We start from the raw sequence: 14,380 nt of genomic DNA, 5'->3' as shown, positions 1-14,380 counted from the left end.
CTATTGTCTCAGACGAAAGTGCAAGGTGAGCCACTGCTGGAATTTCTTCACCTGATGCAGCGCCTGGCGCAGCAGGTCCCGCTCGCCATGGCTGAGATCATTGACCTGCACCCGGCTCTCCCCCTCCTTGAGCTGGCTGCGCAACCTGAGCCGCACGAACAGTCTGAACGCCTCCGCCAGATCGGCGCCAAAGCTGGCGCTGAGCCGCTCTGCCGTCACCAGCGCCTCGATCCGCCCCAGGGTGGAGGTCTCCAGGATGGCGGCTTCCAGCGCCAGCATGCGGATGCCGTGCACCAGCGGGAAGAGGCCGCCACGTTTCAGATCCAGCCCCTCCGGTGCCCGTTCCAGCCGGCCAAACAGGGTGAGGGGGGTGTGAAAGGCGACCGCCGGTCGTACCATCTCCGCCAGCAGATCTCCCCGCTCGGCCAGCTGCTCGTGCAATTTGCGGGCAACGGGGGGAAGGAGGGCGCGATCGCCGGCGATGGGGTGGGCGTCGGCCAGGGTGGCCAGCCAGAGCAGATCCGCCTCCCTGGCTTCGACGCAGGCCCGCTCGATCTCCTGCAGCCAGCCGTCGAGGGGTTTGACCCAGGCGGGGTTGTTGACCATCACCCGGCCGGGGCAGGGCGGGTAGCCGAGCCGGGCCAGCAGCTCGCTGAAGGCGGCCAGATCGGCCTGCTGGGTTGGCCAGTGCAGGTCGGCGGGCAGGATCAGGGCATTGTCCTGATCGGTTTTGAGGATCTGCTCGCCGCGCCCCTCCGAGCCCAGCATCAGCAGGCAGACCCGCTCCTGCACCTCGGGCGGGATCACCAGCGCGAAGGCCTTGGCGATCAGCTGCTCGTTGATGGTGGCGATGAGCTTCATCAAGAAGGCGGTGTGGATCCCCTGGGCGAACAGGGAGCGGGTCAGCTGCTGCTGTTCACGGGCCACCGCCTCCAGCGCCGGCAGAGTGTCGGCACGGGCGATGCGCAGGGTCAGCACGTGGGAGTGGGTGGAGAAGAGGCCGAGCACCTGGGTCAGGTGTAGGATCCCCGCCACCTCCTGTCCCTGCCAGACAACCAGCCGCTTGATGCGGTGGCGGGTCATCAGCAACAGGGCATCGAACAGATAGCTGTCAAGTGGCAGGCCGATCAGCGGGGTGGGGGTCAGCACCGCCAGCGGCGCCGTCAGCGGTAAGCCCTTGAGGGTCAGGGCGTGCAGCAGGGTCTTGCGGGTCGCCAGGCTCAGGCTGCCGTCCGTGGCGGGGTAGAGCAGGCAGTCGGTGCCCCTGGCCACCATGGCCTCGGTGGCGGCCAGGAGCGACAGGCGGCTGTCGACGATGAGCGGCGGCTGCAGATGGCCGGGTTCGATGCGGGTCAGGATGAACTCCGCCAGATTCTTCTGACCCAACTGGGCGCGCTGCTCCTGCAGCTGCTGCCGCTGTGCCAGGCTGGCGGTGAAGTAGCGGGCGAAGGCGTCGTTGCCTTCACACAAGGCCAGGAAGGTATCGCGGGGGATCAGCTGGCAGAGCAGATCTTCCAGCGCGTTGAACCGGTGGCGACAGTGGCCGTCGAACTGGGCGCGCACGTCGAACATGTCCCCCTCACCGTAGTCGCCGAACTGATGGTGGGGGGTCGACTCCTCCACCGCCCCCTTGATGACGAGGTAGAGGCCGGGCGGGGCGTCGCCGGCCTTTAACACCGGCTGGCCGGCGCGAAAGTAACAGATGGAGAGGGCCTGCCCCAGTTGTTGGCGCTCAGGCTCGGTCAGGCACTCAAACGGCGGACGGGCAAAGTTGAACAGAGTGGTCATGGCAATCCTTGGCCGGTGGCGTCAAATCAGTCTGACAAAGCGGCGTGCTGCCGGCCAGCCGACTTTAGTCGCACGGCCAGCCGATCCCATGGGCCGCTGTACCTGATGATAACACTCTGATAACGTTGTGGTATGACCAGTGTGAGCTCAGGAGAGGACAGGGGAAAATGGAAAAACCAAGGGTCAAATGCGAGATCCGGGACGGCATCGCCGAGGTGATGCTGGCGCGGGGCGACAAGCTCAATGCGCTGGACAGGGCCATGTTCAGCTCCATCGACGAGGTGCTCGAGCAGTTGCGCCAGCACAAGGGGTTGCGGGCGGTGATCCTGCACGGGGAGGGGCGGGCCTTTTGCGCCGGGCTGGATGTGAAATCCATGCTCAAGCAGCCGGTGGCGGCGCTCGAGATTTTAAAACGCGAGGCGGACGAAGCCACCAATCTGGCCCAGCGGGTGGCCTATGGCTGGCATCAACTGCCGGTGCCGGTGATCGCCGTGACCCAGGGGGTCTGCTTTGGCGGTGGGTTGCAGATCGCCCTTGGCGCCGACTTTCGCTTCAGCACCCCCGATTGCCGCTTCTCGGTGATGGAGATCAAGTGGGGCATCATCCCCGACATGAGCGGCAGCGTCACCCTGCGCAACCTGATGGGGGTGGATACCGCCATGGAGCTGGCCATGAGCGGGCGCGAGCTGCCGGCGCCGGAGGCCAAGTCCCTCGGGCTGGTGAGCCGGGTCTGCGACGATCCGCTGGCCCAGGCGCGGGAGTTTGCGAGGACCCTCATCACCAAGTCCCCCGACGCGCTGGCGGGGATCAAGCAGCTCTACAACCAGGCCTGGGCCCGCAGCGACGAGGCGATGCTCAAAGAAGAGACCCGGTTGCAAAAGCAGATCCTGGGACGCCCCAACCAGTGGCGCGCCACCCTCAACAGCCTGTTTCGCTGGCGCCTGCCGTTCGGACCGCGCCGCAATGCGCTCTGAGAGACAAGGATGAACAAAAGAAATGGCAGCCGAGGCTGCCATTTTTGTTGGGTGAGTCTTAAGCGATCAGGAGATCTTGCGATCCTGATCCGGTTCGAAGGCGTGACCGCTTTGCTCCTGCTCCAGGTTGTCTTCGGAGCGGTGACCAGACCAGTAGTCGGCGTTCTTGATGCCGAGCTTCTCCGGGTGGAACACCGGATCCAGCCCCTGGGCCTGCTGGGCCTCGTAGTCTTTCAGACAGGTGAAGGCGGTCTTTTGCAGCAGCAGGATGGCGATGATGTTGAGCCAGGCCATCAGGCCGACCCCGATGTCACCCATGCCCCAGGCCAGATCGGCGGTCTTGACGGTGCCGTAGACGATGGCTGCCATCAGACCAAGCTTCAGCAGGAAGGTGAGCCAGGGGCGGTTAATCTTGCGGTTGACGAACGCTATGTTGGTCTCGGCGATGTAGTAGTAGGCGACGATGGTGGTGAACGCGAAGAAGAACAGCGCGATGGCCACGAACATGCTGCCAAAGCCCGGCATCATGCTCTCCATGGCGGTCTGCACATAGCCTGGGCCCGCAGCCACGCCGGCAATACCGGTGTAGAGCGCCGCGCCATCCGGCCCCTGCACGTTGTAGAGGCCGGTGATGAGCAGCATGAAGCCGGTGGCGGAGCAGACGAACAGGGTGTCGATGTAGACGGAGAACGCCTGCACCAGGCCCTGCTTGGCCGGGTGGCTTACCGCAGCGGCGGAGGAGGCGTGCGGACCGGTACCCTGGCCTGCTTCGTTGGAGTAGACCCCGCGTTTGACCCCCCACATGATGGCCAGACCCAGAATGGCACCGAAGCCGGCATCCATCCCGAACGCGCTCTTCCAGATCAGCAGGATCACGCCCGGCAGCGCATGGATGTTGAGGGCGATGATGACGCAGGCGACGATGATGTAGCCCAGCGCCATGAAGGGCACCACGGTACTGGCGAAGCTGGCGATGCGCTTGACTCCGCCGAAGATGATGAAACCGAGCAGCAGCGCCAGACCGGCGGCGGTGACGTTCGGATCGATATCAAATGCAGTCTGCAGACTGGCGCCGATGGAGTTGGCCTGCACCCCTGGCAGCAGCACGCCGCAGGCGAAGATGGTGGCGATGGCGAAGGTCCAGGCGAACCAGCTCATGCCAAGTCCCTTCTCGATGTAGAAGGCCGGGCCGCCGCGGTATTCGCCGTTGATCTTCTCCTTGTAGACCTGACCCAGGGTGGACTCCACGAAGGCGGAGCTGGCGCCGAGGAAGGCTACCATCCACATCCAGAACAGGGCGCCCGGGCCACCGAAGGTGATGGCGGTGGCGACCCCGGCGATGTTGCCGGTACCGACGCGACCGGCCAAGGTCATGGCCAGCGCCTGGAAGGAGGAGACCCCCGCATCCGTGCTCTTGCCATCAAACATCAAGCGGATCATCTCCTTGATGTGACGCAGTTGCAAAAAGCGGCTGCGCAGGGAGAAGTAGAGGCCTACCCCCAGACACAGGTAGATGAGCGCAGGGCTCCAAATCACACCATTGATGGCATTGACGATCTCATTCATGTACAACAACTCCTTTGTTGTGCTGTCTTGTTGGCGGGGTCTCTGCCCCGCTCCCTTAAATTTCAGGTGACCATGGGGTCACTCGTTATGATTGGGGACCAGTCGGTGGCGGAAGTTTCCACTGGCCAGTCCGCGGGTTTTAACATATCGATTTGTGCTGGGGCTTCCTAGCGAAATATGTTGTCACCTTGTTAATTTGTGGATTGACATTAACAAATCGTGATGTGGTTGGACAAAATGCGGTGTCAACCCGGTATCATCTCCTCTTTCATCGGCATGCCCGTGGGGGAGAAGCAGAGCAAAATCGAGGCCAAGGATGCAAACAGAGAGAGAGACGGCGGTGATCCGCCCGGCCTGCGCCGGGGATGTGGCCGCCATGGCCGACTTGCTCGGCCAGCTGGGCTACCCGGTCAGCCCACAGGAGCTGGAGGACCGCTGGCTGACGCCGGATCCGGCTCGCGAGGTGCTGGTGGCCTGCCTCGATGAGGGGATCGCAGGCGTCTTGGTGTGGCACTGGCTGAACCCGCTGCACGTTGCACCAGAGTGGGGCCTGATCTCGGCGCTGGTTGTCGATGAGGGTGCAAGGGGAAGCGGCGTGGGGGCCGCCCTGTTGGCCGTGGCAGAGAGTCATGCACAGGCGCGGGAGTGCAGCCAGCTGGAGCTCTCCAGCAGCCTCAAGCGGGAAGGGGCCCATCGCTTCTATCTGGCGCAGGGGTATGTCGAGCGTCCGAAACGGTTTGTGAAAACAGTCTGATCAGCAAGAGGAGTCTGCGTGTTCTGGTCTCGCTTACGAAGTGTGTTTGGTGGTGCGTCCCGGCAAGATGAGCAGGGGCAGGATGCCCTGGAGTGGCAGCAGGCCCTGGCCGCAGTGCCAATTTTGCAGGGCTTTTCCCGGGAGGAGGAGCAGACCCTGATCGGGTTGGCGCAGCAGCTGCTGGCCCGCAAGACCCTCACCCAGATCGGGGTCACGCTTACCCCCCGCCAGCAGGCGGTGCTGGCCCTGCAGGCGGTGCTGCCCATTCTGCATCTGGGGCTCGACTGGTATCGGGGCTTTCACGAGATCATCCTGATCCCCGAACCTGTGGTACGCCGCCAGCAGGTACAGGACGAGTTCGGGCTGGTGAGCGAGGTGGAAGAGGAGAACGCCGGCGAATCCTGGCCCCAGGGGCCGCTGGTACTGGCTTGGAGCGAGCTGCAGCAGGACGGGGACTGGGACGGCTTCAATCTGGTGATCCATGAGCTGACCCACAAGCTCGACATGCTGGGAGGGGAGGCCGACGGGGCGCCGCAGCTGTCGGCAGGCATGGATCCGCGCCAGTGGACGAGTGCGCTGCAGTCGGCATTCGATGCCATGCAGGCGCAGCTGGATCGCCATGAGCCCACCGCCATCGACCCTTACGCCGCCTCGCACCCGGCCGAGTTTTTTGCGGTGTGCAGCGAGAGCTTTTTTACCGATCCGCTGCGCCTGCGCGACACCTATCCGGCGGTGTACCAGCAGTTCACCCGCTTCTTCGGCCAGCAGCCGGCGACGCGTTTTCCGGCGACCCGACTGCTGGCGGGTGAGCCCGAGTATCACGGCTAGTCGGGTGAACCTGGCAAATCGCGCCCAACAAAAAGGCACCCCGCGGGGTGCCCTTTTCGTGACAGCTGTGTCGGCCGGGTGCTTAGGCAGCGGCTTTGAGCTGAACGGCGGCGGCTTTTTTGTGATCGCCGATCGGCAGCACGGTGCGGCCGAACTGCTCGTTGATCACGGTGGCCATGGCCAGGTAGATGGCGCTGGCGCCGCAGATGATGCCTTCGAAACCGGCGATGGTGCCGATCAGGGTGCTGCCGGTGAAGTCACGGGCGGCCAGCAGGAAGAACAGCACGGTCAGGGAGGCGAACACGAACTGCTTCACGCGCGGGTAGTTGACGGTCCCGATCAGCATGAACAGGGTGAACATGCCCCACATCAGCAGGTACCAGCCCATGTAGGCGTGCGGAGTGGCTTCGGCCAGACCCATGGTCGGCATCACCAGCAGGAACACCAGGCTCCACCAGAAGGTGCCGTAGGAGATGAAGGCAGTCACACCGAAGGTGTTGCCGCGCTTGTACTCCATGATACCGGCGATGATCTGGGCCAGACCGCCATAGCACAGGCCCATGGCCAGGATCATGGCGCTGATGGGGAAGAAACCTGCGTTATGGATGTTCAGCAGAATGGTGGTCATACCGAAACCCATCAGACCCAGAGGGGCAGGGTTGGCCAATTTTTCGCTCACGTGGCGTTCTCCAAAAATAGAGGTGGGGGTTGATAAAAGACGCGCGATTTTAGGCAGGCTATTGGCCTCGGGCAAGAGGCGGAAGGGACGAAACAGTAAAAAAATAACGGAATTTTTTACCCGGCTGACCATTCGTGCGATCCAGGTAGACGGCTGGTGAATGAATGGTGCGGACAAGGTTGATAAATTGTATTGAGCAGAACGTTTCTGAAAGTTTCATACAGTTCGAGACGATGGTTGAGCCGCGCTGTCTACCATATTTTCATCGCCAAACCTGAGCACACCTGAGGCCAAAAAATATGCTCATATGCCATCAGACAAGAGGCGTCAATGACCGGTTCAATACAAACGACCTGACTGCCTGTCCGCGGCTTCGGCATGGTTGAGCAAGGGGCATTGCGCCGGGCGAGTGAGCTGACGAGGTGGATATCTGAAACAAGGGGTCAGGATGGGGGTGATAAAGTGTTGAACGCGAGCTTGGGTTCTGCAGTTGGCCTTATGCAGTGACGCAGATTGTTGCTGGATAGCCGAGAGGGCTGGCCGGATGAAGGGGGAAAGAAGGAACGCGGGCATGTGCTCGGCAACAGCCCTCGAAAGAAGGGCTCAATCCCAAAGAAGAGGGGGGGAATAGCATCCCCCTCATCCTGCTGATGTCACCGGCTCAATCGTCCAGGGTCAGTACCACCTTGGCCTCCTTGTCGGCCTCCCTGACCTGGCTGTCCAGCACAAACAGCCGCTCCGGCGCGATCCCCTGGCGGTCCACCAGAAACTCCTTGGTGTTCTGGGCACGGCGCATGGCCAGATTGCGCAGGGACTTGGCGGTGATGAGCTGCTGATCCCGCAGCAGGAGCACCGCCTGGGCGCGCAGGGCCGGACTCGCCTCATCGAGCTTCAGCCGATCGGCCAGATCCCCGAGATCTTCGTTGAAGCGCGCCTCATAGGCCTCTGCCAGTGCCGATTGCATGGCGGGGTCCTGCTCCAGCAGATCGAGATCCACCGGGTTGCCGGTGATCTTGGCCAGCACCCGTTCGAGCTTCTGGCGCTGCAGTATGGGGCGCTCCTCGTTGAAGTTGACCTTGCCGCGAATGTTCATGCTGAGCTTGGGTCTGTCCTTGAGGGCTTGTGCCAGCTTGGTCAGCTTCTCCTGCTGAGTGGGAGTGAGATCCGGCTCACCGGGCAGGAAGGGCAGCTCGTCCAGATCCTCGCTGCCACCCGCCAGGGAGGCGAGCAGCGAGAAGGGGGAGGTGACCGCCTTGCGCAGGGTGTTGCCAAGCACGTCCCAGAAGATGTTGCCGAGGCTGAAGTCAGGCTGATCCAGATTGCCCTTCACTTTCAGGTTCATCTGGATGACGCCGTTGGCATCGCTCAGCAGGGCAACCGCAAGCCCCAGCGGCAGATCCTTGGCTTGCTCGCTCTTGACCTTTTCCCCCAGCTGCAGCTTCTTGATGGTGATGTCGTTGTCCCCCTCCAGCCGGTTGCCGTGCAACTGGTAGTTGAGCTTCATGGAGAGCTGGCCCTTGTCGATGGCGTAACCGGCGTAGGTGCTGGAGTAGGGGGTGAAGGTGGTGAGCTCTAGGTTGTTGAAGGTGACGGCCACGTCCAGCACCGGCTGCTCGATCAGCAGGTTGGTGCCGCCGCGAATAGTTACCGGGGCGTAGCGGTCCACCTTGCCGTTGAAGGCCAGCTCGGAGCGCTGGCCCGGGATGTTGCTGATGTGACGGCTCTGGCCGCTGAGGGAGGCGATGTCCACCACGAATTCCGGGCTCAGGCTGCGATCGGCAAAGCGCAGGTTGCCCTGCTCGGTGCGCACCTGGGCGATGCTGACGCGGGGGGGCGTGCCGCTGCTGGCGGGTTTGGCTGTGGCCGGTTGCGGCAGCAGCAGTTGCTGCACGTTGGTGACCCTGTCCTCGTTGATCTCGATGCGGGCGAAGGGTTTGCGCAGCAGGATGTCGTCGATCTTCACCTGCTGGCTGATGCCGTCGTAGTGCAGGCCGCTCAGTTGCAGTTGCTCAATTTGCAGCAGGCGCTGGTTGTCGGCCCGATCCAGTACGTTGAGCCGATCGATGTCGAGCCCGCCGCTCAGCTCCAGCTTGCTCAATGCCCCCCTGGCATCGGTGGCCAGCGCCAGCTTGGTGCGACTGGCAAGCTGGCCGTCGCGTACGCTGATGCGCAGCAGATCCTGCAGGTAGGGCTGGGCCCAGCTGAGCGGCAGACCCTGTTGTTTGATCTCGCCGTTGAGGCTGAAGGGGGCGAGGGCGAGGTCGCCGTCAAAGCCCAGTTTTGCCTGGTTGTTGAGCGCCCCGCTCAAGGTGAGCGGGCTGCTCTGTCCGCTCTGACTGCCCAGCGGACCCAGGGCCAGCGTCAGGGCGGAGAGCTCGCGCAGCAGCGGCTTGCCGCTGCTCGATTCGGTCAGCTTGAGCTGGCCCTGTTCGATGCGGGTCTGCTTGAGGCTCCAACGCCAGGGTTTGGCCGGGGCGGCCGGTTTGGCGGCTTTACTGGTTTTGACCGGCGGCTGCGGGATCAGCAGGGTCGCCAGATCCAGCTGCTGGTTAGCATCGAGCACGGCACTGACGGTCGGCGCTTGGAGCGTCACCCGGTCGATCTGCAGCGCCTGCTTGTTGCCGTCGAGCGCGATGCCGGTCAGCGCCAGCTGCTTGAAGCGGGCAAATTCGCCGCCCTTGCGGCGCTGAAGCTGCCAGTCATTGAGGGTCAGCTTGCCCTTGGAGAGTTGCCAGCCCAGCCCCTGCTTGCCCTCGGCTATCTGGTAGGCAAGCTCGGCGTTGGCCTCGCCCCTGGCCAGCTTGACGTCGAGATAGGGGGCCCAGAGCGGGGCGAAGGGGGCGAGCGCCAGTTTGCCCAGGCTGATCTTGCCCTTGCCGGCGCCGCTCATGATGTCGAGCTCACCGCTCGCCTTGAGCGGACTCTGCTTATTGAGGGTGGCTCCGAGCACGAAAGGGTTGGTGCGGCCCGGGGCGGTGGAAAAGCGTGGCAATTGCAGCTCTAGCCCGCTCAGGGCCAGGGTGGGCACCCAGCCGGGGCTGCTCTGCTTGCGGCTGTCCTGATAGGCGATTTGGCCCTGCTCGGCCGCCAGCCGGTTGATCTGCACCAGCAGGGGGGCGCCACTGTCGGTGGTCGCGGCGTCACCCGGCGCGAGCAGGCTGGCCAGCGCCTCGGTCAGGTTGAAGCGAACGTCTTGGCCGCGATCCGCCAGTCGTACCAGATTGACCGTCGGCTTGACCAGCAGTGCCTCATCGAGGATCAGGGCGCGCTGGCGCCAGCTTTCCCCTATCAGGGGGGTGAGCTGCAGGCGATCGAAGGCGACGAGGGACTGCTGCTGGTCATCAAACAGGGTGGTGGGGCCGATGGCGAGGGAGGGGTGGCGCAGGCCGACGTCAATCTCCCCCAGGGTCAGGTGCAGACCGTAGTGTTTGGCCAGCCAGGCCGGCAGGTGGCGCTGGGTAAGGGCTGGGGCTTGCCATAACAGAATGAGCAGAGAACAGAGCAGGGCGGCGCAGAAGTAGAGAGCGTAGCGCAGCAGGCGGGCACGCAGGGGCTTGGGCATGAGGGTCTCCAATTGATGCGCATAGGGTAACAAACTTTCAGGTCATTATCATGGTGCCACTTGATTCTGTACGCCGTACCTTGTCCAGAGGCTTGCCAGTTTTCCGCTCTTTTCCAGCGCATCCAGCCACAGCTCCAGCTGCTGCACCGAGACCCTGCCATCCGGGCTGAGCAGGGCTCGCAGCGCGTATTGCTGATCCCATTTGTCCGATCGCAGCAGGCGTGCGGCCTGTTCCGGCTGTTCTTGCTCGAACTGGTTGAGGTAGGAGAGGTTGATGATGGCCACCTCGCCGCGCCCCTTGAACAGCCCCTGCAGGGCGCTGACGTTGTCCTTGACAAGGGTGATGTTGAAGCGTCGCTTCATGTTGCCCGGTGTCGCGTCGAAGTCGGCGATGCCGTAGTGATAGCCGCTGACCCCGATCAGCTGGCGTCGCTCCAGATGATCAAAGAAGGATTGATCCCGCCCCGGCGCCTTGAGTGCAACATAGATCTCCCCACCCAGCAGCAGCGGACGGGTCATCAGCACCTCATCGGCATGCCAGTCCCAATGGATGTCTTCAAACAGGATCAGGGAGAAACGACCGAGGGCCAGCGCCTGGTAGCGGTGAGTGGCGGAGGTGGGCACGAAGACGAAACGCACGTCCCGCTGGATGTCGTTGAGCTGGGCGATAAGATCCAGGGTCAGGCCGTGATAGCCGTCGTTGGCATCCTTGATCACAAAGGGGGCATAGGGGTAGCCGCCGACCCGGATCACAGGGTGGCCCCATGCCCCGCAGCAGAGCAGCAGCAACAACCAGCACCAGCGTTTCATCGGGGCTCCCGGGAGGGGGTAAATAACCCCAGATTCGGTTAATCTGCGCCAGTTTTCAAGCCGTTAAGGGAATTTACGCAGCGCTGCTCGGCCGCCTCCAGCTCGGCCATCACCATCTGGATATCTTCCAGCTGCTGGCGCAGGGAGTGGCGCTTGGTTTCGATGAGCTGGATCATGGAGTTGAGCTGGGTCTTGCTGGAGCGGTCGGTGTCATACATGTCGAACAGCTCGCGGATCTCCGCCAGGCTGAAGCCGAGGCGTTTGCCGCGCAGGGTCAGCTTGAGGCGGATCTTGTCCTTGTGGCTGTAGATGCGGGTCTGTCCCTCCCGGGTCGGGGTGATGAGCCCCTCGTCCTCGTAGTAGCGGATGGTACGCGGGGTGATGTCAAACTCGTGAGCCAGCTCGGAGATGCTGTAGGTCACCTCCTTGCCGGCGAGTCCGTGGGCGAGGGTATTGGGCATGGCGGGGCTCCTTAGTGCGGGGATGAGTGCGGGGATGGCTGGCACAGCCGCGTGCGCAGCCGCTCGGCGTTGGCGTGCAGGGCCCGGCCGACCCGCGAGCCGTTGGGGCGGCCGAGCTGTTCGCTGACCCACTGGCCGGTGGCGGCCAGCTTGTCGAGATCGACGCCTGTGCTCATGCCAAGGCCGTGCAGCAGATAGACCACCTCCTCCGAGGCGACGTTGCCGGAGGCGCCGGGGGCATAGGGGCAGCCGCCGAGCCCGGCCACCGAGCTGTCGATGGTGCGGATGCCGCGCTCCAGCGCCGGCAGCAGGTTGGCCAGCCCCTGGCCATAGGTGTCGTGAAAATGGACGGCCAGCCGGCCGGCCGGGATCTCGTGCAGCACCGCATCCAGCATGGGGGCCACCGTGCCCGGGGTGCCGACGCCGATGGTGTCGCCGAGGGATATCTCGTGGCAGCCCAGATCCAGCAGTCGCTCGGCCATGGCGGCGACCCGCTTGGGCCGGGTCGGGCCGTCGAACGGGCAGGCGATGACGGTGGAGAGGTAGCCGCGCACCTTGATGCCGAGGCTGCGCGCCTCCTGCACCAGGGGGGCGAAGCGCACCAGCGACTCCTCCACGCTGATGCCGATGTTGGCCCGGGTAAAGCCGTCGGAGCAGGCAGTGAAGAGGCCTATCTCGTCGGCGCGGGCGGCGATGGCGGCCTGCAGCCCCTGCAGATTGGGCACCAGGGCGCCGTAACGGGTTGCAACCTTGCGCGGCAGGGCGTCGAACAGTGCGGCGGAATCCGCCATCTGCGGCACCTTTTTGGGGGAGACGAAGGCGCCCACCTCGATGCGCTGCAGCCCGCTCTCGGCCAGCCGGGCGATGAGCTCCAGCCGCTGCACCAGCGAGAGGGTCGCAGTTTCATTTTGCAGGCCGTCCCGCGGCCCCATCTCCACCAGGCTGACCTTGTCGTCCCGGTTCTCCTGTGCTCGGTTCATGAGCGCACCTCCTGCTCGGTCTGCTCTTCGGCAAAGCGCACCAGCACGGCGCCCTGACTCACCTGTTCGCCCTGGCGGCACTGCAGCGCTTCGATCACCCCATCCCGGTCGGCCTTGAGGACGTGCTCCATCTTCATCGCCTCCAGCACCAGCAGGGGCTGCCCCTTGCTGACCGGCTGGCCGGCCTCGACCTGCAGCGCCACCACTATGCCGTGCATGGGGGCCAGGATGCCGGCGCCGCCGCCCATCTCGTGATCATGGTGCAGCTGATGATGCTGATCATCGGCCGAGAAGCGGATGCGTCTGCCCGCCAGTTGCAGCAGATAGTCGCCCTCGCCGAGGGACTGCAGCGGGTAGCGCAGCCAGTTGCCGTCCTGCTGCAGGCGAATATGATCCGGCCCAAGCTCGAACGGGATCTGTTCACCCTGCCAGAGCAGGGCGCCTGCCCGCTCGGTGAGGGTCAACACCCGGGCCTCCTCGTCGATGCGCACCGCTGCGCTGAAGCTGCGGCTGGGGCCGAGCCGAAAGCCTGTTGCCTGCTGCCAGGGGGAGGCATCGCGCTGGCGACTGGCGAGCCAGAGCGCGGCCAGCGGCCAAGCGAGCGCCGGAACGGGCAGGGTGTCGGTGGGAATGGGCCACTGGGTGTGATGGCGCATCGCCAGCACCTCGGGCTCTTCGCACAGGTGCAGCAAGAGCGGGCCGTTGTGTATCAGGGGGCCGAGATCCAGTGCCGCCAGCGCGTCGGCTAGGCTGGCAAAGGCCTCGCTGCGGCTCGGTGCATGGGCGATCAGCTTGGCGATCATGGGGTCGTAATAGGGGCTCACCGCATCGCCGGCGCTGACCCCGGTATCGATGCGCACCCCCTTGGGCCAGCTGAGCCACTGGATGGGGCCGCTGGCGGGCAGAAAACCGGCCGCCACGTCCTCGGCGTAGAGGCGCGCCTCCACCGCGTGGCCGCGCAGCACCACCTCATCCTGGGTGAGCGGCAGCGGCTTGCCTTCGGCCACTGCCAGCTGCCAGGCCACCAGATCCTGGCCGGTGACGGCCTCGGTGACCGGGTGCTCCACCTGCAGCCGGGTGTTCATCTCCATGAAGAAGAACTCCTCCCCGCACAGCAGAAATTCGATGGTGCCGGCTCCTCGATACTTGATGGCGCGGGCGGCGGCGACGGCCGCCTCGCCCATGGCACGGCGCAGCGCCGGAGGAATGTCGGGGGCGGGGGCCTCCTCGATCACCTTCTGGTGGCGGCGCTGCAACGAGCAGTCCCGGTCCCCCAGATAGATGGCGTTGCCGAGAGTATCGGCAAACACCTGCACCTCCACGTGGCGGGCGCAGGCGAGATAGCGCTCCAGCAGCACATGGTCGTCACCGAAGGCAGAACTTGCCTCCCGCTTGACCGCCGCCAGGGACGCGTCAAAGTCGGCCAGCTGATCGACCCGCCGCATCCCCTTGCCACCGCCGCCACTGGCCGCCTTGATAAGGAGCGGAAAGCCCACCTGGCTCGCCTGATCGCGCAAAAAGTCGGGGTGCTGATCCGCGCCGTGATAACCGGGCAGCACCGGCACGCCGGCGGCCTGCATCAGCGCTTTGGCGCCGGACTTGTCGCCCATGGCGAGGATGGCGGCGCCGCTTGGGCCGATGAAGCGCAAGCCCCGCTGCTCGCAGGCGGCGGCAAAGTCGCTGTTCTCGGAGAGAAAACCGTAGCCCGGGTGGATGGCATCGGCGTTCGCCTGCTGGGCGATATGCAGTACCTTGCCGGTGTCGAGGTAGCTCTCCCGGGCGGGGGCCGGCCCCAGATGCCAGGCTTCGTCGGCTTCGCGCACATGCATGGCGCGGGCGTCGGCGTCCGAGTAGAGGGCGATGGTGTGAATGCCGAGGCGCCGGGCGGTCTTGATGATCCGCACGGCGATTTCGCCGCGGTTGGCGATCAGCAGGCGCTGGATGGGAGCCTGATGTGTCATTGTTGCTCCTCGTTCAT

At 64.4% G+C, this 14,380-nt stretch carries 11 protein-coding genes; 3 read left to right on the top strand and 8 right to left on the bottom strand.

Translation table 11 applies throughout. The features are described 5' to 3' along the window. The gene (locus AB5Y81_RS03255; RefSeq protein WP_279484271.1) at positions 1-1,788 is read right to left on the bottom strand and encodes a putative nucleotidyltransferase substrate binding domain-containing protein; all 1,788 of its coding nucleotides are present in this window, start codon (positions 1,786-1,788) and stop codon (positions 1-3) included. 167 nt (positions 1,789-1,955) lie between these two features. Between AB5Y81_RS03255 and AB5Y81_RS03250 the strand changes: the two genes are divergently transcribed. Continuing rightward, positions 1,956-2,762, top strand: a complete 807-nt coding sequence (locus tag AB5Y81_RS03250) for a crotonase/enoyl-CoA hydratase family protein (RefSeq protein WP_279484272.1) — start codon at positions 1,956-1,958, stop codon at positions 2,760-2,762. 66 nt (positions 2,763-2,828) lie between these two features. On the opposite strand, the gene AB5Y81_RS03245 is transcribed toward AB5Y81_RS03250, so the two are convergent. Further along, positions 2,829-4,328 carry an alanine/glycine:cation symporter family protein gene (locus tag AB5Y81_RS03245; protein WP_279484273.1) on the bottom strand — a complete coding sequence of 500 codons (1,500 nt, stop codon included), beginning with the start codon at positions 4,326-4,328 and terminating at the stop codon, positions 2,829-2,831. 316 nt (positions 4,329-4,644) lie between these two features. Here AB5Y81_RS03245 and AB5Y81_RS03240 point away from each other — a divergent pair, with 316 nt between their 5' ends. Continuing rightward, a complete protein-coding gene (locus tag AB5Y81_RS03240; protein ID WP_279484274.1) occupies positions 4,645-5,082 on the top strand; it encodes a GNAT family N-acetyltransferase in 438 nt (145 codons plus the stop codon). A gap of 18 nt (positions 5,083-5,100) precedes the next feature. Next, complete coding sequence (locus tag AB5Y81_RS03235) at positions 5,101-5,910, top strand: zinc-dependent peptidase (RefSeq protein ID WP_279484275.1); 810 nt, start codon at positions 5,101-5,103, stop codon at positions 5,908-5,910. Positions 5,911-5,992: 82 nt separating this feature from the next. Here AB5Y81_RS03235 and AB5Y81_RS03230 read toward each other — a convergent pair whose 3' ends face one another. The 6 genes from AB5Y81_RS03230 to AB5Y81_RS03205 all read right to left on the bottom strand — a co-directional run bounded on the left by AB5Y81_RS03230 (position 5,993) and on the right by AB5Y81_RS03205 (position 14,363). Further along, positions 5,993-6,589, bottom strand: coding sequence for a GPR1/FUN34/YaaH family transporter (locus AB5Y81_RS03230; protein ID WP_017764320.1), 597 nt, complete (start codon positions 6,587-6,589; stop codon positions 5,993-5,995). A 661-nt stretch (positions 6,590-7,250) separates the two neighbouring features. Further along, on the bottom strand, positions 7,251-10,151 hold the full coding sequence (locus AB5Y81_RS03225; RefSeq protein WP_279484276.1) for a DUF748 domain-containing protein: 2,901 nt from the start codon (positions 10,149-10,151) through the stop codon (positions 7,251-7,253). Between the two features lie 48 nt (positions 10,152-10,199). Further along, the gene (locus AB5Y81_RS03220) at positions 10,200-10,961 is read right to left on the bottom strand and encodes an ABC transporter substrate-binding protein (RefSeq protein ID WP_042006423.1); all 762 of its coding nucleotides are present in this window, start codon (positions 10,959-10,961) and stop codon (positions 10,200-10,202) included. Positions 10,962-10,999: 38 nt separating this feature from the next. Then, on the bottom strand, positions 11,000-11,422 hold the full coding sequence (locus AB5Y81_RS03215; RefSeq protein WP_005301493.1) for a MerR family DNA-binding transcriptional regulator: 423 nt from the start codon (positions 11,420-11,422) through the stop codon (positions 11,000-11,002). An 11-nt stretch (positions 11,423-11,433) separates the two neighbouring features. Next, positions 11,434-12,402 carry a hydroxymethylglutaryl-CoA lyase gene (locus AB5Y81_RS03210; protein ID WP_017779672.1) on the bottom strand — a complete coding sequence of 323 codons (969 nt, stop codon included), beginning with the start codon at positions 12,400-12,402 and terminating at the stop codon, positions 11,434-11,436. Beyond that, the gene (locus tag AB5Y81_RS03205) at positions 12,399-14,363 is read right to left on the bottom strand and encodes a biotin carboxylase N-terminal domain-containing protein (RefSeq protein WP_279484277.1); all 1,965 of its coding nucleotides are present in this window, start codon (positions 14,361-14,363) and stop codon (positions 12,399-12,401) included. The genes AB5Y81_RS03210 and AB5Y81_RS03205 overlap by 4 nt, the downstream gene beginning before the upstream one ends. Positions 14,364-14,380: the final 17 nt, after the last annotated feature.

Source organism: Aeromonas sp. s2 (assembly GCF_040907935.1).
Classification (GTDB): Bacteria; Pseudomonadota; Gammaproteobacteria; order Enterobacterales; family Aeromonadaceae; genus Aeromonas; species Aeromonas dhakensis.
Note: the sequence above shows the minus strand (reverse complement) of the source record. Positions and strands in the feature narration are given on the sequence as shown.